General features: G+C 33.3%; 19 protein-coding genes and 1 pseudogene. 5 read left to right on the forward strand and 15 right to left on the reverse strand.

What is annotated here, in order from left to right; genetic code table 11:
• Nucleotides 1–280 precede the first annotated feature (280 nt).
• Together ACFWDE_RS26330 and ACFWDE_RS26335 are read right to left on the reverse strand one after the other, a co-directional pair.
• Nucleotides 281–589 (reverse strand): YxcD family protein, encoded by a 309-nt coding sequence (locus ACFWDE_RS26330; protein ID WP_000447767.1) that lies wholly within the window; start codon nucleotides 587–589, stop codon nucleotides 281–283.
• The gene (locus ACFWDE_RS26335; protein WP_377895796.1) at nucleotides 577–1026 is read right to left on the reverse strand and encodes a hypothetical protein; all 450 of its coding nucleotides are present in this window, start codon (nucleotides 1024–1026) and stop codon (nucleotides 577–579) included. Before ACFWDE_RS26335 ends, ACFWDE_RS26330 begins: the two co-directional genes overlap by 13 nt.
• Nucleotides 1027–1286: 260 nt before the next feature.
• On the opposite strand from ACFWDE_RS26335, the gene ACFWDE_RS26340 reads away from it, so the two are divergent.
• Nucleotides 1287–2051: a DUF1836 domain-containing protein gene (locus ACFWDE_RS26340; protein ID WP_377895799.1), complete on the forward strand. Its 765-nt coding sequence runs from the start codon at nucleotides 1287–1289 to the stop codon at nucleotides 2049–2051.
• A gap of 178 nt (nucleotides 2052–2229) precedes the next feature.
• Here ACFWDE_RS26340 and ACFWDE_RS26345 read toward each other — a convergent pair whose 3' ends face one another.
• From ACFWDE_RS26345 to ACFWDE_RS26355, 3 genes are read right to left on the reverse strand one after another with little or no spacing between them, the layout of a single operon-like run.
• The gene (locus ACFWDE_RS26345; RefSeq protein ID WP_377895801.1) at nucleotides 2230–3066 is read right to left on the reverse strand and encodes a metallophosphoesterase family protein; all 837 of its coding nucleotides are present in this window, start codon (nucleotides 3064–3066) and stop codon (nucleotides 2230–2232) included.
• 54 nt (nucleotides 3067–3120) lie between these two features.
• Entirely contained in the window at nucleotides 3121–3618 is a 498-nt protein-coding gene (locus tag ACFWDE_RS26350) for a GNAT family N-acetyltransferase (protein ID WP_377895804.1), read from the reverse strand.
• Between the two features lie 38 nt (nucleotides 3619–3656).
• The gene (locus tag ACFWDE_RS26355; protein ID WP_377895806.1) at nucleotides 3657–4772 is read right to left on the reverse strand and encodes an HD domain-containing protein; all 1116 of its coding nucleotides are present in this window, start codon (nucleotides 4770–4772) and stop codon (nucleotides 3657–3659) included.
• 274 nt (nucleotides 4773–5046) lie between these two features.
• Between ACFWDE_RS26355 and uptA the strand changes: the two genes are divergently transcribed.
• Nucleotides 5047–5652, forward strand: coding sequence for an undecaprenyl phosphate transporter UptA (gene uptA / locus ACFWDE_RS26360; RefSeq protein ID WP_377895809.1), 606 nt, complete (start codon nucleotides 5047–5049; stop codon nucleotides 5650–5652).
• A 24-nt stretch (nucleotides 5653–5676) separates the two neighbouring features.
• Here uptA and ACFWDE_RS26365 read toward each other — a convergent pair whose 3' ends face one another.
• Nucleotides 5677–6177, reverse strand: a complete 501-nt coding sequence (locus ACFWDE_RS26365; protein WP_377895811.1) for a DinB family protein — start codon at nucleotides 6175–6177, stop codon at nucleotides 5677–5679.
• A gap of 148 nt (nucleotides 6178–6325) precedes the next feature.
• On the opposite strand from ACFWDE_RS26365, the gene ACFWDE_RS26370 reads away from it, so the two are divergent.
• Nucleotides 6326–6550 (forward strand): hypothetical protein, encoded by a 225-nt coding sequence (locus ACFWDE_RS26370; RefSeq protein WP_377895814.1) that lies wholly within the window; start codon nucleotides 6326–6328, stop codon nucleotides 6548–6550.
• A gap of 47 nt (nucleotides 6551–6597) precedes the next feature.
• Here the strand turns inward: ACFWDE_RS26370 and dltD are convergent, their stop codons facing one another.
• The 7 genes and pseudogenes from dltD to ACFWDE_RS26405 all read right to left on the reverse strand — a co-directional run bounded on the left by dltD (nucleotide 6598) and on the right by ACFWDE_RS26405 (nucleotide 12959).
• Complete coding sequence (gene dltD, locus ACFWDE_RS26375) at nucleotides 6598–7779, reverse strand: D-alanyl-lipoteichoic acid biosynthesis protein DltD (protein WP_377895816.1); 1182 nt, start codon at nucleotides 7777–7779, stop codon at nucleotides 6598–6600.
• 337 nt (nucleotides 7780–8116) lie between these two features.
• Nucleotides 8117–9739 carry a peptide ABC transporter substrate-binding protein gene (locus ACFWDE_RS26380; RefSeq protein WP_377895818.1) on the reverse strand — a complete coding sequence of 541 codons (1623 nt, stop codon included), beginning with the start codon at nucleotides 9737–9739 and terminating at the stop codon, nucleotides 8117–8119.
• A gap of 20 nt (nucleotides 9740–9759) precedes the next feature.
• Nucleotides 9760–10761 carry a C40 family peptidase gene (locus ACFWDE_RS26385; protein ID WP_377895820.1) on the reverse strand — a complete coding sequence of 334 codons (1002 nt, stop codon included), beginning with the start codon at nucleotides 10759–10761 and terminating at the stop codon, nucleotides 9760–9762.
• Nucleotides 10762–10800: 39 nt separating this feature from the next.
• Entirely contained in the window at nucleotides 10801–11862 is a 1062-nt protein-coding gene (locus ACFWDE_RS26390; protein WP_377895822.1) for a dipeptide epimerase, read from the reverse strand.
• Nucleotides 11863–11972: 110 nt separating this feature from the next.
• Complete coding sequence (locus ACFWDE_RS26395; protein WP_002012954.1) at nucleotides 11973–12299, reverse strand: DUF3870 domain-containing protein; 327 nt, start codon at nucleotides 12297–12299, stop codon at nucleotides 11973–11975.
• 88 nt (nucleotides 12300–12387) lie between these two features.
• Nucleotides 12388–12664 (reverse strand): annotated as a pseudogene (locus ACFWDE_RS26400) (hypothetical protein).
• Nucleotides 12603–12959, reverse strand: a complete 357-nt coding sequence (locus tag ACFWDE_RS26405; RefSeq protein WP_377895825.1) for an FtsB family cell division protein — start codon at nucleotides 12957–12959, stop codon at nucleotides 12603–12605. The pseudogene ACFWDE_RS26400 and the gene ACFWDE_RS26405 overlap by 62 nt, the downstream one beginning before the upstream one ends.
• A gap of 288 nt (nucleotides 12960–13247) precedes the next feature.
• On the opposite strand from ACFWDE_RS26405, the gene ACFWDE_RS26410 reads away from it, so the two are divergent.
• Nucleotides 13248–14174: an aldo/keto reductase gene (locus tag ACFWDE_RS26410; RefSeq protein WP_377895827.1), complete on the forward strand. Its 927-nt coding sequence runs from the start codon at nucleotides 13248–13250 to the stop codon at nucleotides 14172–14174.
• 47 nt (nucleotides 14175–14221) lie between these two features.
• Here the strand turns inward: ACFWDE_RS26410 and ACFWDE_RS26415 are convergent, their stop codons facing one another.
• Nucleotides 14222–14818 (reverse strand): DJ-1/PfpI family protein, encoded by a 597-nt coding sequence (locus ACFWDE_RS26415; protein ID WP_377895829.1) that lies wholly within the window; start codon nucleotides 14816–14818, stop codon nucleotides 14222–14224.
• Entirely contained in the window at nucleotides 14815–15306 is a 492-nt protein-coding gene (locus tag ACFWDE_RS26420) for an ankyrin repeat domain-containing protein (protein WP_377895831.1), read from the reverse strand. Before ACFWDE_RS26420 ends, ACFWDE_RS26415 begins: the two co-directional genes overlap by 4 nt.
• A gap of 159 nt (nucleotides 15307–15465) precedes the next feature.
• Here ACFWDE_RS26420 and ACFWDE_RS26425 point away from each other — a divergent pair, with 159 nt between their 5' ends.
• Complete coding sequence (locus ACFWDE_RS26425; RefSeq protein ID WP_377895832.1) at nucleotides 15466–15897, forward strand: cytidine deaminase; 432 nt, start codon at nucleotides 15466–15468, stop codon at nucleotides 15895–15897.
• The last annotated feature ends 160 nt before the right edge of the window (nucleotides 15898–16057 follow it).

Raw genomic sequence — 16057 nt, forward strand, 5'->3', positions numbered from 1 at the left:
TTCTTCTACCTCGCTTTGAATAATAAAATATAAGATTTCTGAAATATCATATCAAATATAGATGCGATTTATTTGTCGCAATTCGTCGAATAAATAAATAAAAGTCGTTTTATGTCAAAATTATTATTTATTTGGATAACCAACTTTGGTGTAGATAGTTAAAATGATGCAAATACTAAATTGAAGGTACATGAAATACTGGATTTTATTCTAAAAGAAGAAACATACTAGCAATATTAATCCAAATAAAAAACTGTTAGAGCATACAGCTCTAACAGTTTTATTGTTCATTATTATTAAATTTCGCTAATGCGTAAATGCCTTCTTCATCATCTAATTCAAGTTGCAATCTTGCAGCAAATGAATTGACGTTGTATTCTCGATCAAGCAACAAGCGTAGTGCTTCGATTAAGTTTGCTTGAATTAAAATTTGCTGGCGACCATTTACCTCTACTTCTGCAGAGAAACCGTAGTCATCATCATACATTAGTTCAACTGAAACTTCTTCTGGACCAACTTGTCTTTTTTCAGCGATATATACACAAAGTGCATTTATTAATTCTTGCTCAGAAATTTTTATTGTTTCCATGCTACTTCATCTTCCTTTTTCTTACGTTGATCTTTGAAGTATTTAAATGCACGAACTGCTAACATTACGATACCAGCCATTACTAACATATTTACCATAAACGCTAATACAGAACCAAGAGCTCCCATATTTGCAAATAAGCTACCCATTAGTAAACCACCAAGACCACCTAGTAATAAGCCTTTCATAAAGCCACCTTTATTACTTTTTGGTGCTGTGTTTGTTGCTTTTGTTTTTGAATCTGTTGTCGTTTTTTGTGAATTTACATTAGAATCTTTTTTGTTTAAATCAACTTTTGAATTTTGACCAGAACTTGGTGTATATGATTTTTTACCAGATTTGTAACTTTTCGCTTCCGCGTGATTTACGAACATAAAGCTACTAGCCCCAAAGATAACCATGAATGCTGTCATTACTGCTACAAGTTTTTTCAACATATTATATCCATTCTCCTTTTATATAGATATATGTGAAATCTACCTTTCTAGTAAATTCAGAATGATAGATTTGTTTTAAAACCATTTTAAAGGTTCTTATGAACTTATTATATGAACTTTTGTCGAAATATGCAAGTATTATTTACTTACGACAATAATTCCATAACAAAGGAAAAATTAAGAAAAACGGAATTGACTTTAAATGAAACAAAACATATTATAAGTTCATAAGAACTTTTTATAATTTTGGAGGTGAAAAGATGGAAACATTTCATCTCACACGAAACGAAATGGCAACGCTCCTTCTATCATTAAGAGGATGGAATACGAAAAAACCTCTTGGTATTTTACAAGAAGCTTGGGCAAAGTCACATAAAAAAGATATTGAGAGCGGACAAAGCGTTACTGCTTTTATTACAACCGTACTTTCACCTATTTTTGAAAAACTGATTAAGATTGATGATACGGATGTCGGTTTTTCTTTAAATGAAATTGTTGCGCTTGGCAATCAGATTGAAAACACGAGTTTCTCTGTAACTGCTATGCAAAACTGGGTGAAACGAGATATAAAAGAAATGATTGGCTCCCCTCAAAAAGGGAAGAAATACTCAATCGAACAAGCAGCCTTATTATTCATTGTTGAAGATTTAAAAACAGCGCTTGATTTTGAATCTATTCGCAAACTATTAAGACTCATCGTAAATGACCCGGCCGACCGAAGTGATGATTTAATTAATCCTGTTCATTTATATGTTGCTTACTCCTCTTTATTTGAAGAACTAAATCAAGGGAATTGCATACAACTAAATGCTACAGATACAATTCATACGATTGAAAATATTGTAAAAGAAAAAGCGGATAAAATCGCAAGCAAGTTCGATCAAATAAATAACGAACAACGCGAAGCAATTCGTAACGCTATTATTATCGCTACACTATCTGTACATACCGCATATGTACAAATGTTAGCGAAACGTTATGTGACAGCAACGTTATTTTTACAAAATTTAGATGTGAAGCCGTAAAAAACAAGCATCCCCCTGTCATATATGTAGAACAGGGGGATGCTTGTTTTACATCAATATAAAATACAAAAATCGTTTTACATCTAAGTTTCATTTTACAATAGCTCTTGATTATGTAAATATCATTAGTAACCTATCATGAATTCAACAATTTTTATTTCATACTATTAAATCCATATCAGATTTTCTCTATAAAATTAATTACTTCATCTTTATAATCGTATGTATCATTAATCTCTTGCAATAATTCAATATCATGAGTATGAGTTTTTCCTGTCTCGAGCAGTTCGCGATATAAATCAATATAAGGAAGCTTTTTACTAATAGCGTTTTTTAATTCCTTTTCTACATCATAAGTAACTTTTTTAAATCTCACCTCGGCAATCCCTGCCTCATCAATTTCAAGAATTGCGTATTGAGCACGTAGGTCAGAGTTTAAATTGTCCCATTTATAAAAAGGTTGTCCAATAGTTCCTGGATTAATAATTAATTGATCCTTACTGCTATAACGTAACAATTGATGATGGGTATGAGCGTAAATCGCAATATCATAATCATGATCAAATAACTGATCAAAATTTTCCTGATTATTAGTGGGCCATAAATCTCCTCCGTAATTTTTATTTTGTAGATTATGACTAATACTGATTGATAAATCATTAACGCGTTTGGTTATATGTAGTGGTAAATTTTTAATACGATTAATATAGTTTTCATCCGAATTTTCACATTGATACTTAACTAATCTAGAAACATAAATATCAGTTGCGTTATTAATATCAATGTTTTTATTAAGCACATCAAGGAAGCTGTCTTCCCAGTTTCCTTGAACATAAGTATCAACATTAATATTATCTAACATCTCAAATAGATCATTCGATCCAGGCCCAGGCATAATTAAATCTCCTAAAAACCAAAAATCAGTAACACTTTCTTTCATAGTATCTTCAATAACTGCTGTTAAAGCAGTCGCATTACCATGCACATCTGCCAGTAAAGCAATTTTATGTTTCATGTATTTCATCCCCCTAAATTAACATTATATTCCGAATTAACTGCGTGTATTTTTCTATATTGTTTCTTCTTTCTTAACTCTGTGCATATCATACACTTTCACTTGATTCTCTATATACGATTTTTCTTTTTTAAATCCAGCTTTCTCATAACAACGAATGGCCCTCTTATTATCTTCCCTAACTTGTAATACAACGACTTCTATATCAGGATCTAAAAATGATTTACTAATAAAATACTTTGTAATCTCCGTTCCAAGCCCTTCTGAATATAAATTCGAAACACCAATGAGGATAGAGTATTCCATCACGTACGCATCTTCATATTTCTTCTTTTTTAATCCGACTCTCCCTATTACTTCATCATCTACTACGATCACATGATAACTTGCATAAGATCGAGACAGTTTTTCTGTCCAATACTTTCGAAGTTCTTCTATTGTATATCGTTTGAATGGTTTCACATCTGCTATATTATGTAATTCTTCGTTGTTATACCATTCTAATATAATTGGTAAATCATCTATTTGTAATAAACGTTCATGCCAATCCATATTTTCACCTCATCTACATTTCAAATTACTACACCTAATTAATAAGAATACGCGTATTCTTTTTTAGGCAATTTTACTATCTCTTGAATGAAATTTGATTTTTCTAAAATGTCCTCTAGCTGCCCCTCACTGTAAACATAAATACCACCTACGTATGAACTGTAAGCCTTTTTCTCAGTTATTACCACTGCGGTGCTATTTTCCTTTTTATAATCACCCTCTATTCCTTTTTCAAATGACAAACTTTTAGTTGCTGAGAAATAAAGATGGATTAATGCTGCTATTTCTATGTCATCTGATTTTGCAAAGCATTTTATTTCATTTATAATCATTTCATCTTGTAACGGAAGAAAGTCCACTATCTCTAACTTCTTTCTTTTATAAAAGAAATTTTGTAGCTCAGGAGTATAGAACGAAAGATTTTTCTCCTTTATCTTTTGAAAAATGGATTGCAATAATAAGTCTTTTCCTATTACAAACGGATGGCCAAAGCCATTATTGTAAAGCTCTTCTTTCATTTTCATTAGTTGTTCGATGTAAGGGATTCCTTGTTCTGCGATAACAAGTTTACCGTTAATAAAACGCATATTAGCAATCAATTCTTCTATCCGTAGGCCCTCGAATTCAAGCGAGGAATAATATAAATCTCTATTCCAAAAATCTAATTGATCCATTCCTAACGAATGAAATAATAACTCATCTATAATTGGAAAAGCATCCTCTTCTGTTAAAGCTTTCGTTACATCATCTAATAATCCAGGAGTCTGATTTAAAATCGTGCGTATTTCTTCATCCTCTTGAATGATTCGTACTGTCCACTCACCATGATTTTCACCTGATATTTGCTGAAAACAATGTGAATATGGACCATGTCCAGCATCGTGTAGAAGAGCTACAGTAGATACTAGCTTTCGTTCATATTTCGATAAATGTATATCACCAATCTCAGTAAGATGTTCTATCACTTTATTTACTAGTACATATACACCTATCGAATGTTCTTCCCTCGTATGTATTGCGTTCTCATGTAAAAAATATGTATGTCCTTGTTGTTTAATATAGGCCAACCTTTGAAATGCTTTAGTATCTATCAATTGAAGGATATCTCTATCATGAATAGAGATTGGGCCATAAATTGAATCTGTAACACGCATACATTCTCCTCCTATTTTTGTAAATTAAACCCTATACTATTATACTTAATTTTCAGTCTATTATCATTATTATATGAGAAAATTTTAATAATCTTTTCATTATCTCTTCATGAAAACTGGGCTTATATCCTTTACTATAATACTTATGAGAGACATAAAAGAATTGAAATGGCAATCCCCTATATAAATAAGGTATAATCTACATATAGTGAACCTTTTATGTTGTTAAATAAAGGGGCTTATATTCAAAATTCATAAATTAGAAGGTGCAACAATGTTAAGTAGTTTTATTCACTCAGTATTAACATTTTTTGAAGGATTAGGTTATTGGGGCATTATGCTCGGACTTATGATTGAAATTATTCCAAGTGAGATTGTCCTAGCTTATGCAGGTTACTTAGTATTCAATGGTAGTATCTCATTTGTAGGCGCAGTTATATTTGGTACAATTGGTGGTGTTATTGCCCAAATCTTTGTTTACTGGATTGGTCGATATGGTGGTCGCCCTGTATTAGAACGTTACGGTAAGTATATTTTCATACATAAAAAACAAATGGATGCTGCTGAAGATTGGTTTAATCGATACGGAACTGGCGTAATTTTCACTGCACGTTTTATCCCTGTCGTTCGTCATGCAATTTCAATTCCAGCTGGGATTACTAAAATGCCAATTTCACGTTTCACTACATTAACAGCACTTGCGATAATCCCTTGGTCTATCATTTTCATTTATCTAGGTGAAAAACTAGGTGAAAACTGGGAGAATATTAATGAAATTGCTGGACCGTATGTGAAATCTTTCGCTATTGGCGGGGTTGTTCTTATTATTTTATATTTCGCAATAAAAAACTGGGCAAAGAAACGTAAAAAGCTGGCTTAAATTTTCAATCAAACCGCTATAAATTCATTTAGAATTATAGCGGTTTTTATTATTGGCTTCGCTAAGTTTTAGGAATTGTATAATTTCTTCTTTATGTTTTAAATCATGTTGAATGAGTGATGAAAAATAATTGTTTAATCTCACTCTTTTCGTCCCGAATTGGTAATCATCTTTAAAATTACGGGCAGAAATTTGATTAATTTGATCAACTAACTGTTTACGAGTAAAGCTGAATTGATCTAATAGTTCTTCTTTTGAAATACCGGATCTCGCATATTTTATTGCACCCTCATTCATTTCCTCAACGCCTGTTGGAACATTGGATACAGATTGTCCACTTATAAAGTATGGAATTCTAAACTTCATTAAAAACTCATCCCAAACGATTAAATGTGAAATCACATCCGCAATTCCCCATGAACCTTTTCTAAAAGGTTCAAACCATACATCATTAGTTACACACTTCAATGTTTGGCACCATTCTATTAGTCTTAACTTTTCTTCTAGAATACTTTCTTTCTCCATAATTCATTCCTTCCTCTTTCACACTAATAATTGATTCATATATAACTTCTAGACATTACATAAAAACCCCTCCAGTTTAAGATTTACGTGGATAAGCAACAATTCAGTCATATAATTCGTATAGTAACTCAAAAGGAGTGATTCCCCTATGCACTGGCAGCAAAAAGTATCCTACTTAATTGGACGCCCTGTTGGTGTTTCTCTCATTAATGGGCAAGGGACATCCGGCGTTTTATGCGGCGTACAAAATAATCAATTATTTGTTTATGAATATCTCTACCAAGCTCAGTTCGCAATGAAACATTATGACTTTAGACAAATTCAAGATATACATGCCTTTCCAAATTGCCCGCACCAAAATCCTATATATTAAAAAATAGGAACGGCTTTATCGCCATTCCTATTTCCATTGTTTATACATTATTTTTCAGAGTAAAACTTTTGCACTGCTTCATCAAAATAGATCCAGCCTTTCCAACCTAAATGAATTGTATCTTTTAAGAAATACTTATCATATTCATGGCTAGAGAAATCAACTACTGGGTATCCTGCTTTTTCGACTTGATCGCGAACCTTATTATAATACACATCACGGCGTTCTTTTGGGAAACCAGCGTAATCATACCACGGTCCGTTTACAGGCACAGAAATAAAGAGTGGTTTTACATTTTTTTCTTTGAAAAGATCTAAAACAATTTGTAAGTCATCATATTCTGGTGAATCATCATACGATTCATTTGCTCTAAAGTTTTTTAAACCTTTTAATTTTTTCTTTAAATTATGTTTATAGTAATATGGATTTTCAATTCCGAATGTATTTGTTGTGGATCCTACTTTACCTTCTTGTTCCGCATGTTTACGTGCATCTTCCCAAGAAAGTGAACGTAATCCCATATTTGTTTTCTCTTTCATCGGTTCGATTTTAAATAGCGAGTTAAATAAATCTCTATGATCTAAAATGTTTCGATGCATATAAGCAAGTGGTTTGACTAGACCTGCTTTTATGTTATGTTTCGTATCATTATAAACAATACCTTCTAATGAATTTTTTAATATATCATCTTTTTGAACAACTTCATAATCTAATAGTCGTTTCGCGATCTGCTTCTTCATTTCAGGTTTAATTTCATCATTAAAAATAAAATGATATGCTTGTTGTTTGGAGAAATTATTAGTAAAATCCCCTTGTGATACACCCGTTTTTGTAAACCATTGTGGCGAAAGAACAAACACTACTTTTTTACCTTCTAATTCATCCATTGTTGAGGTCATATTTAAAATATGAGCTAAACTTTGCGTACCGCCAGTTCCAATTAAAAATGGTGTAAAACCTGCTGGATTTACTTTGAAATAGTTAGATGGATGGTATGCATCCATTCGTAAAAATTCAGATGAACCGTACATCGGCAAATACTGCGAATTCTCTAACATTTTCTGCTGTAAGAAAACACTTTGTAGTTTTTCTTTTTGTAAAGAAGTTGCCGCATCTTCAACTTTTTTATCACTAATAAGTGATACTAAACTTTTAGATGGAATGAGCAATACAATGAAAAAAAGTATACAGGCTAAAATAATTGGTCCGAAAGCATGCTTCATCTTCATCAAATATTCCTCTTTCCATTACTATTAAATTGTAACCCTTGTTTTTGACACGTCATCTTTTCTCTCCTTTTTCTCTATACATGTTCTATTCTATTTATCTATTATATACATGTATGTATTTCCTTCCTTGTTCTATTAAATCCTATAAAAATAGCGCAAGAAAATGTTTCCAAAGAAACACGTTAATTATACAAGATTCTACATATATTTCACACTGGAAATTTAGTAATAATTTTATTTTTAAACAGTGAAAAAATATATAAAATGTCTATAATTCATTGGAAGCTATAAGAAAAAAACAGACTATCACATACGTGAAGTCTGTTTCTCCATCACTTTATTTTTGTACATCTGCCCATTTCAAGCTTGTTGCTGGGCCAAATTGATGTACATATAAATCTTTTACGTATGGTTTTTGTAAATAAGATAATCCGCGCTGGAATACTGGTGCGATTACTGCATCATCAAGGAGCATTTTTTCCGCATCTTGCAATGCCTTCCAACGGGCTTTTTCATCATTACCTAATTCAGTTTTAATTTTCTTAATTAACGCATCATATTCTGGATTTGCATATCCTGTATTATTTACGGTACTTCCCGAAAGGAAAACTTCTAAGTACGTCATTGGATCTGGATAATCAGGTAACCAGCGGGATAAAGACATTTCATATTCTTTTTTCTTCTCTAACGCTAGTTTTTGCGTATGTGGTTGTAATTTCACATTTACTTTTAGGCCAGGTAAGCTTTTCTCAAGCTGTTCTTTAATATATTCGCCTACTTTTTTAAAGTTTTCTAAGTCATAGTTTAATAACTCAAGCGTTACTTCATTCGTTCCTGTTTCTTGCTTTGCCTTTTCCCAATATTCTTTCGCCAGTTTTACGTCTGTCTTATTAAACTCGCCCGCTGTACTTCTAAAGTCTTTCTTATCTGGACCTTTTAAAAACCCTTTTGGTACATAGTAGTTTGCAGCAACAGAACCATCATTTAAAAATGAAGTCGCAAGACCCTTCTTATCAAACACTGTACTTAACGCCAGACGCGCATTTTTATTTTTAAGAATCGGTACATTTTCATTGAAACGGAAGAAATACATTACTGGATCTGTATATTGTTTCAGCTCTTTATTATTTTTATATTTATCTACGAATTCTGTAGAAATGACAGCTCTATCTACTTTATCTGTTTCATATAAATTTACCGCCGTTGAAATTTCTTTAACAATTTGGTAGTTTATTTCATCTAACTTCACTTCTTTTTTATCCCAATATTTATCGTTTTTCTTCATTGTAAAACTTGCTTCGTGCTTCCACTCCGACAACGTAAACGGTCCATTATATACCGCTTTATTTGCTTCTAATCCGTATTTATCACCTTGCTCCTTCGCATACTTTTCATTAATTGGATAGAACGAGGGTAAAATAAGTAGTTTAGTAAAATACGGTACTGGATGTTCTAATTCCACAACGAACGTTTTATCATCTTTTGCTTTCACACCTAATTCTTCTAATCCTAATTGTTTCTTATTTATCTTTTCCGCATTTTTCACATCGTACGCAATATACGCATATTGAGAGACTGTATCTGGATTAATAAGCTGCTTCCAAGCATATACGTAATCGTGAGCCGTTACTGGATCTCCGTTAGACCATTTCGCATCACGTAAATGGAATGTATAAGTCTTTCCATCCTTACTAACCTCATATTTTTGCGCTCCGGCTTCAATTACTTCATCATTTTTCGATAATCGGAATAGCCCTTCCATTACGTTATTCAAAACGTTAAATGATACCGCATCTGTTACTTTCCCTGAATTTAATGATGGAATTTCACCCGTTTCTAGTAGCTGCAATACTTTCTTCTCATCTTTCGGCTTTGTAGCTGTTTTTTCTTTTGCGCAACCAACTAAAAATGAAGAAACTAATAGAGTACTAACTAATGAGTAGCGAACTACCTTTTTCATTTCCAAACCCCCTCTATTTTTTACGGTAAGTAACGACGAGCACCAGCGTATTCTTCTATATATCCTGGTGTATTTAACGGGATTATTTCAACTGACCTTTCAGCTCTTGGTGAGTGAATCATATTACCATCACCAATATACATTGCAACGTGATGGACACTACCTTTCCCTTGATCATGTGCAAAGAAGATTAAGTCCCCTTTTTGTAAGTTTTCTTTATCAACTGCAACCCCCGCTCTTGATTGCGGTCCAGAATCTCGCGGTATTGTAATACCGTGCGATTTATAAATCGTATGTGTGAATCCAGAGCAATCAAATCCAAAACCACTTGTACCAGCCCATATATATGGTAAACCTAAAAACATTTTCCCTGTGTTGATTAAATCATCAGCTGTCGGTGTTGGAATATCATTTTGAGAACGGTAAACCGTTCCATCATTTTTTCGTAGCCATGCTTTCTGCCCATTTGGCAACAATACGCGGTATGAAATTGTATCTTCACTTAGTAGCGGCAGTCGCGTATTATAGCTAACTTCAAGTGCTTTTTGTTTTTCAGAAGGATTTATATATAAAATTGCTGTCGGTTTCGTTACTAATACGAACGGTTCGTTTGTTTTATCTGCAAACTCCTGATTATACGTTAATTGTTTTTCAGGCATCCATCCCGGGTAACCTTCTTCATTTCGTGGTGTCGGTTGTCCGTGTACTAACACTTTTACCCAGTCACCTTTCTTATCAACAACCGTTACTTCTTGACCAAGTAGTGCTTGCGTTTCTAATTTATTTGCATTTGTTAACCATAGTTTTTCATCGAGCGTCATTGATTTCGTCCATTTCCATAAATCAACTGGATTTGTTGCACTCGGTGCATCAATTGGCCGTAATGAATCAGGTGCAGTCCATAACGTTGCGGCAGACACATCTATAAATGCTTTGCTATCTTTCTTCTCTTCGGCATTTGCCGATGTAAATGATGAAAATATAAATAAAGTTGTTAAAAATGCAGTTCCTACTTTTTTCATATATATCCCCCTTGAAAGATAGTTTACTAGGTACTACTTCTAAGATTTTATATTCACTACAGAATGCAGGTTTACCTTCGGACCCGTGTAAGTCATTCCTTCTGGCTCTTCTACTAACCATAACGGTGCATCAAGATCAAAGTAGTGAATGTTCGGATGAGCCGCAGCTAAATGTGCAACAGCGCTAACTGAAAGTGAAGATTCCATCATACTTCCAACCATACATTTCACACCTGCTGCTTCCGCAATATCTGCAATTTTCCAGGCTTCTCGAATACCACCGCATTTCATTAATTTAATATTAAGTAGGTCTGCATATCCTCCTTGGACAATCTTTAATGCGTCGCTTGCCGAAAACATACTTTCATCTGCCATAATAGGCGTTTGTACATTGTCTTTCACGTATTTTAATCCATCCCAATCTTTCGCATGAACTGGTTGTTCTACAAATTCTATTTTTAAATTTCTATTCTCCATTTCTCTAATAATAGAAACCGCTTCTTTTGGTTTCCATCCTTGATTTGCATCTAGACGTAAGGTCGTATTCTTTGGAACCACATTTCGAATTGCCTCTATGCGTTCCAAATCTAAATGCGCCTCTTTACCCACCTTAATTTTTAATGTTTGAAATCCTTTTTCAATATGCTTTTTCGCTTCTTTTGCCATTAATAAAGGTTCATCCACACTTACTGTAATATCAGTATAAATCTCTTTCTTTCCACCTAGTAATGCGTATAACGGTATGTTGTGAAATTGACAATACACATCGTATAAAGCCATATCTACCGCCGCTTTCGCACTTGTATTTCCTATGCAACTCATTTGAATGTGTAACAATAATGTTTGAAATTGCAGTACATCTTTTTCAACTAATACAGAACGAATTGGTCCTAATATTGCTTCCTCCATCCCGTTGGCAAAATCACCTGTAATAACCGGCGTTGCTGCAGCAGCTCCTTTTCCAACGATCCCTTCATCTGTATGAATAAACACATCTATACTTTCGATTTCCGTTACAGTACGAAGCGCTGTTTTAAACGGTGTATGAAGTTTTACATGTCGGCGGTTTACCTTCACATCGGTAATTTTCATTTTGTTCATCCTTTCGTTATTTATAGAGTGATACTTTAATCCACGTGAGGCTTTATTCTTCCCGTTAATGCGAAACAAAAAAATCCAGCCATAAGAAGATTCTTACGGCTGGATTTTGTCTATGAATGGGTAGACAAAGCAGCGATCTGATTATATTTTTTCTGTGCATCCTTTAGCGCTACAAGTAGCGCCTTTTGAGACGAACCGAAGTATCGATTTTTTATTTCTGTTACTAATGCTGGGTCATTAATATTTTTATGTAGAAACAAATATTTAACAAATTGAGATGTTAATGCAATTGTCGCTGAGCAATCTGCATCTACAATTTCCCCTGTATCCTTCTCAAGTACAAATGCTACAAAATAGCTTTTAAACTTTTCGGTAATGGGATTATTTTGAGGTGCTTTCGCATCTCCTACGACGTAAATTGTATTTGAAGCGTACACAGCTATCTTCCTTTCTTATACGAGGATAACGGTTTTCTTAATAGACGTATGAGCTGTTAACTCAACGTTGATTAAAAAACGTATCCGCTTACCTTGTATTATAAACAATTGACAGAATTTTAACAATATTTATTTTGACATATATTCCATAATTATGAAAGTCTCTTAAAACAACTAAAAAATGGCTCAAACTTCTCATTTTTACAATATGTCATTGCTCCTTGTACCATGACATTCACACTACAAACACCTTTTCCCTCATACATCAAAAAACAGTTAGCTATCGCTAACTGTTTCACCACTTCACTTTGGCAATACGAATATTGTTTCGTTTGACTTAGAAAATTGATACTCTTTTCTCGCAAACTTTAAAATTTCTTCTTCATTATCACCTAAATTCTCGATGTTAGTCTTTAAAAAACCTTGATCTTTCTTTAAAGAAACTAGTTGTTTCTTTTGATTCGTTATTGTATCTTTTTTTTCATTAATTATTTCTTGTTGTTTCGTCAAAATATATTGAACGTACAAAGTAGTTGCAGCTATAAAAATAAACATGAATATAAATCGCCTTAATTTCTTCTTATTTATTGCTCGATTGTCATTAGGCTGTGATAGTTGCTCTGGTATATTAGGAACATTTACTCTTTTGAGTTTCCTCATTTTCAAATCCCCCTAACCCATATTTTTTCACTACCATCGGCACGATCTCTTACTAACTTAAATTCTATTCTTATAAAATAAGCTCCTTCACCAAAAAAACTCACAAATTAACCAATTAGAGATAGCGTTCGACGACATCTCTGTATTTAAAATAAAAAATTTTATTTATGCTGCTATAAAATAGTAGTTTATGTTATTCTTTTTCCCCAATTGTAGAAAACATTTTTACACACATAAATTCCAGTTTTGCATACCGATGTTATAACATGCATACAAGGAGGAAAAACGATGCACTACCGTACATTAGGTAACACTGGCATTACTGTTTCTGAAATTGGCTTTGGAGCGTGGGCGATTGGCGGCGATGAATGGGGTCCTGTTAACGACAAACAATCTATAACCGCTATGCAGAAAGCTATTGAATACGGCGTAAACTTTATTGATACTGCTGATGTATACGGATTAGGACATAGTGAAAGGTTAGTAACTCAAGCGATAAGAGAGCACCGTAATAATATCATTTTATCAACGAAAGGCGGTTTAATTGGGCATCACTATGATCCAAGTGGAGAGCCTGTTTATAATACTGCCGAAAAAGTGATCGCAGTATTTGAAACTAGCTTACTGCGCCTAGAAACAGATTATATTGATGTTTATTTCTGTCACATTTGGTGGGATAAACAAGAAGAAACAGAAGCATTTTTACGCGCATTTGAAATATTAAAACGGGAAGGAAAAGTAAGAGCTGTTGGAGTTTCAACTCACGACATACAATATATAAAACACTTCAATAAAAACGCTGAAATTGATGTTGTGCAACTTGATTACAACATATTAAACCGAAAACCAGAAAACGACATACTGCCCTACCTACAAGAGAACAATTTAGGAGCTGTTATACGCGGCCCTTTAAAAATGGGGATATTAACCGGAAAGTTTACAAATAAAACAACTTTTCCTGACGGAGATTTACGCAAAGAATGGCCAAAAGAAAAGTGGTTTCAAGAAGATTTACAAAAAATAGAAAAATTAAGGTTACTCTCAAATGAAAATCAGACATTAGGACAACTTGCACTTCGCTACGTCCTCTCTCATCCAGCAGTATCGGTCGCAATTCCTGGCGCAAAAACAGAAAAACAAGCGAAAGAAAATGCAGATGCAACTACCCGTCCGATCCTTACGGATGAGGAATTAGCGTATATTCAGTCAATATAAAACAAGACCAGCGGTTGGATATTTCAACTGCTGGTCTTGTTTTACTTTCAATATTTCAAATCAATATCATATTCCATTCTCTTCGCTGTTTCTTCAGCAACCCGAGCACCTAACAAGTTTTTCACAATATGAAATGACATGTTAATTCCGGCTGAAATTCCACCAGACGTAATAATATGCCCCTCATCTACAAACTTTACATTTTCTAATACTTCAATATTTGGAAAATCATTTCTAAAGTTTTCAATACTAGCCCAATGTGTTGTCGCTTGTTTTTCCTCAAGTAAACCTGCTTTCGCTAACAAAAGCGCTCCAGTACAAACAGAAGCCATTAACTTCACTTCTTTCATTTGCTGACGAATCCAATTTATTATAATTTCATTTTCCACTTCGTTTTCTCTAACACCTAATCCACCAGGAATAATTAAAATATCAACTGGAGGTAAATTTTCAATGCTATAATCCGGTTGTACCTTTAATCCGTTCCGCGCTATAATCATTTCCCCGTCTTGGCTAACGGTATGTACAGTAAATGGTTGTTCACCATTCGTTGTAGTCACGGAAAAAACTTCAAATGGGCCCGCAAAATCTAACACTTCCACTTCATTAAATAGAAAAATCCCTACATTCCAGCGATTAATCATAAACTTACTTCCCCCTGTAAATGATGTAAAAGATGCTCATGCCCTTTCTCTAATGCAATATCGTACGCTGTTTTCCCATCATTTTTCTTAATCGTTTTATTAGCCCGGTTTTCAAGTAATAATATAATTATTTCTTCATTTCCTAATAAAGCAGCTTCATGAAGTCCTGTCCAACCACCACTTTGAACTGCATTCACATCTGATCCCTTTTCAATTAAGAATGCTACAAGCTCGCTTTGTTTGTTCGCAATTGCCGCTTGAAGTGGTGTATTTTCATTTTCATTCTTTGCTCTAATATGTATATCTGCACCACTTTTTAAAAGAAAACTTGCTAGTTCTATCTGTCCAAAATAAGCTGCTAAATGAAGTGGTGTCCAGCCATCTTCACTAAATTCGTTAACAACACTTGGATCCATCTTTATTAATCCCTCTACCTTTTCCTTGTCGCCGCTTATGACAGCTTGTGATATTGATTGTAAATGTTTCATAATAATCCCCCAGTTTTCAAATTATTTGAGTATCCCTTTCTATATGTTCTATTCATTATTATATTTTCCTTTTTAAATTAATAGTTTACATAATAATATTATTTGATTACTTTTTTTAATAGTAGCGATTGAATTTAAATATTTAAATTTCCTTTTAAGATGGTCGTATTATGCTTAATAAAGGAGAGAGACTATGATTTAATTAGAGCCGCTGAAAAAGTAATCGAAAAAAACTATAAATATGGTCGTCATCATATCGGTTCAGCTGTACGAACCAAAACGGGTAATGTGTATGCAGCAGTACATGTTGAAGCAAATGTTGGAAAAATAACAGTATGCGGTGAAGCTATGGCAATCGGAAAATCTATTTCAGAAGGTGATCATGAATTTGATACCATTGTAGCAATTGCTCACCCACATCCTCATGAAGATATAGAAAAATGTTGGGTTGTCGCTCCATGTGGTATGTGCCGAGAATTAATAAGTGATTACGGAAAAAATACAAACGTTATACTTTCTTATAATGGTGAACTTGTAAAATGTAGCGTAATGGAATTATTACCTGAAAAGTATACAAGTGAAGTAGAATAATCATTCATGCTTTCAATTTATCAAATAATATTATTCCAATAAAAAACAATCCGTTTTAAAAACGGATTGTTTTTTATATTTCATTTTTATACAGTTTATTTTTTCTTATTTCTATCACTAGAAAAAACACAATAAAAAAATGAATTTTAAATATATATAT

It is taken from the genome of Bacillus sp. NPDC060175 (genome assembly GCF_042728695.1).
GTDB lineage: Bacteria > Bacillota > Bacilli > Bacillales > Bacillaceae_G > Bacillus_A.

Bases quoted from the DNA above. Each gene is read 5' to 3' on its own strand.
- uptA (WP_377895809.1), top strand. From the start codon at position 5,047: ATGTTAAGTAGTTTTATTCACTCAGTATTAACATTTTTTGAAGGATTA.
- ACFWDE_RS26345 (WP_377895801.1), bottom strand. From the start codon at position 3,066: ATGAAACATAAAATTGCTTTACTGGCAGATGTGCATGGTAATGCGACT.
- ACFWDE_RS26385 (WP_377895820.1), bottom strand. From the start codon at position 10,761: ATGAAAAAAGTAGGAACTGCATTTTTAACAACTTTATTTATATTTTCA.
- ACFWDE_RS26415 (WP_377895829.1), bottom strand. From the start codon at position 14,818: ATGATTAATCGCTGGAATGTAGGGATTTTTCTATTTAATGAAGTGGAA.
- ACFWDE_RS26335 (WP_377895796.1), bottom strand. From the start codon at position 1,026: ATGTTGAAAAAACTTGTAGCAGTAATGACAGCATTCATGGTTATCTTT.
- ACFWDE_RS26330 (WP_000447767.1), bottom strand. From the start codon at position 589: ATGGAAACAATAAAAATTTCTGAGCAAGAATTAATAAATGCACTTTGT.
- ACFWDE_RS26405 (WP_377895825.1), bottom strand. From the start codon at position 12,959: ATGAGGAAACTCAAAAGAGTAAATGTTCCTAATATACCAGAGCAACTA.
- ACFWDE_RS26365 (WP_377895811.1), bottom strand. From the start codon at position 6,177: ATGGAGAAAGAAAGTATTCTAGAAGAAAAGTTAAGACTAATAGAATGG.
- ACFWDE_RS26425 (WP_377895832.1), top strand. From the start codon at position 15,466: ATGGTCGTATTATGCTTAATAAAGGAGAGAGACTATGATTTAATTAGA.
- ACFWDE_RS26350 (WP_377895804.1), bottom strand. From the start codon at position 3,618: ATGGATTGGCATGAACGTTTATTACAAATAGATGATTTACCAATTATA.
- ACFWDE_RS26380 (WP_377895818.1), bottom strand. From the start codon at position 9,739: ATGAAAAAGGTAGTTCGCTACTCATTAGTTAGTACTCTATTAGTTTCT.
- ACFWDE_RS26390 (WP_377895822.1), bottom strand. From the start codon at position 11,862: ATGAACAAAATGAAAATTACCGATGTGAAGGTAAACCGCCGACATGTA.
- ACFWDE_RS26370 (WP_377895814.1), top strand. From the start codon at position 6,326: ATGCACTGGCAGCAAAAAGTATCCTACTTAATTGGACGCCCTGTTGGT.
- ACFWDE_RS26355 (WP_377895806.1), bottom strand. From the start codon at position 4,772: ATGCGTGTTACAGATTCAATTTATGGCCCAATCTCTATTCATGATAGA.
- dltD (WP_377895816.1), bottom strand. From the start codon at position 7,779: ATGAAGATGAAGCATGCTTTCGGACCAATTATTTTAGCCTGTATACTT.
- ACFWDE_RS26410 (WP_377895827.1), top strand. From the start codon at position 13,248: ATGCACTACCGTACATTAGGTAACACTGGCATTACTGTTTCTGAAATT.
- ACFWDE_RS26420 (WP_377895831.1), bottom strand. From the start codon at position 15,306: ATGAAACATTTACAATCAATATCACAAGCTGTCATAAGCGGCGACAAG.
- ACFWDE_RS26340 (WP_377895799.1), top strand. From the start codon at position 1,287: ATGGAAACATTTCATCTCACACGAAACGAAATGGCAACGCTCCTTCTA.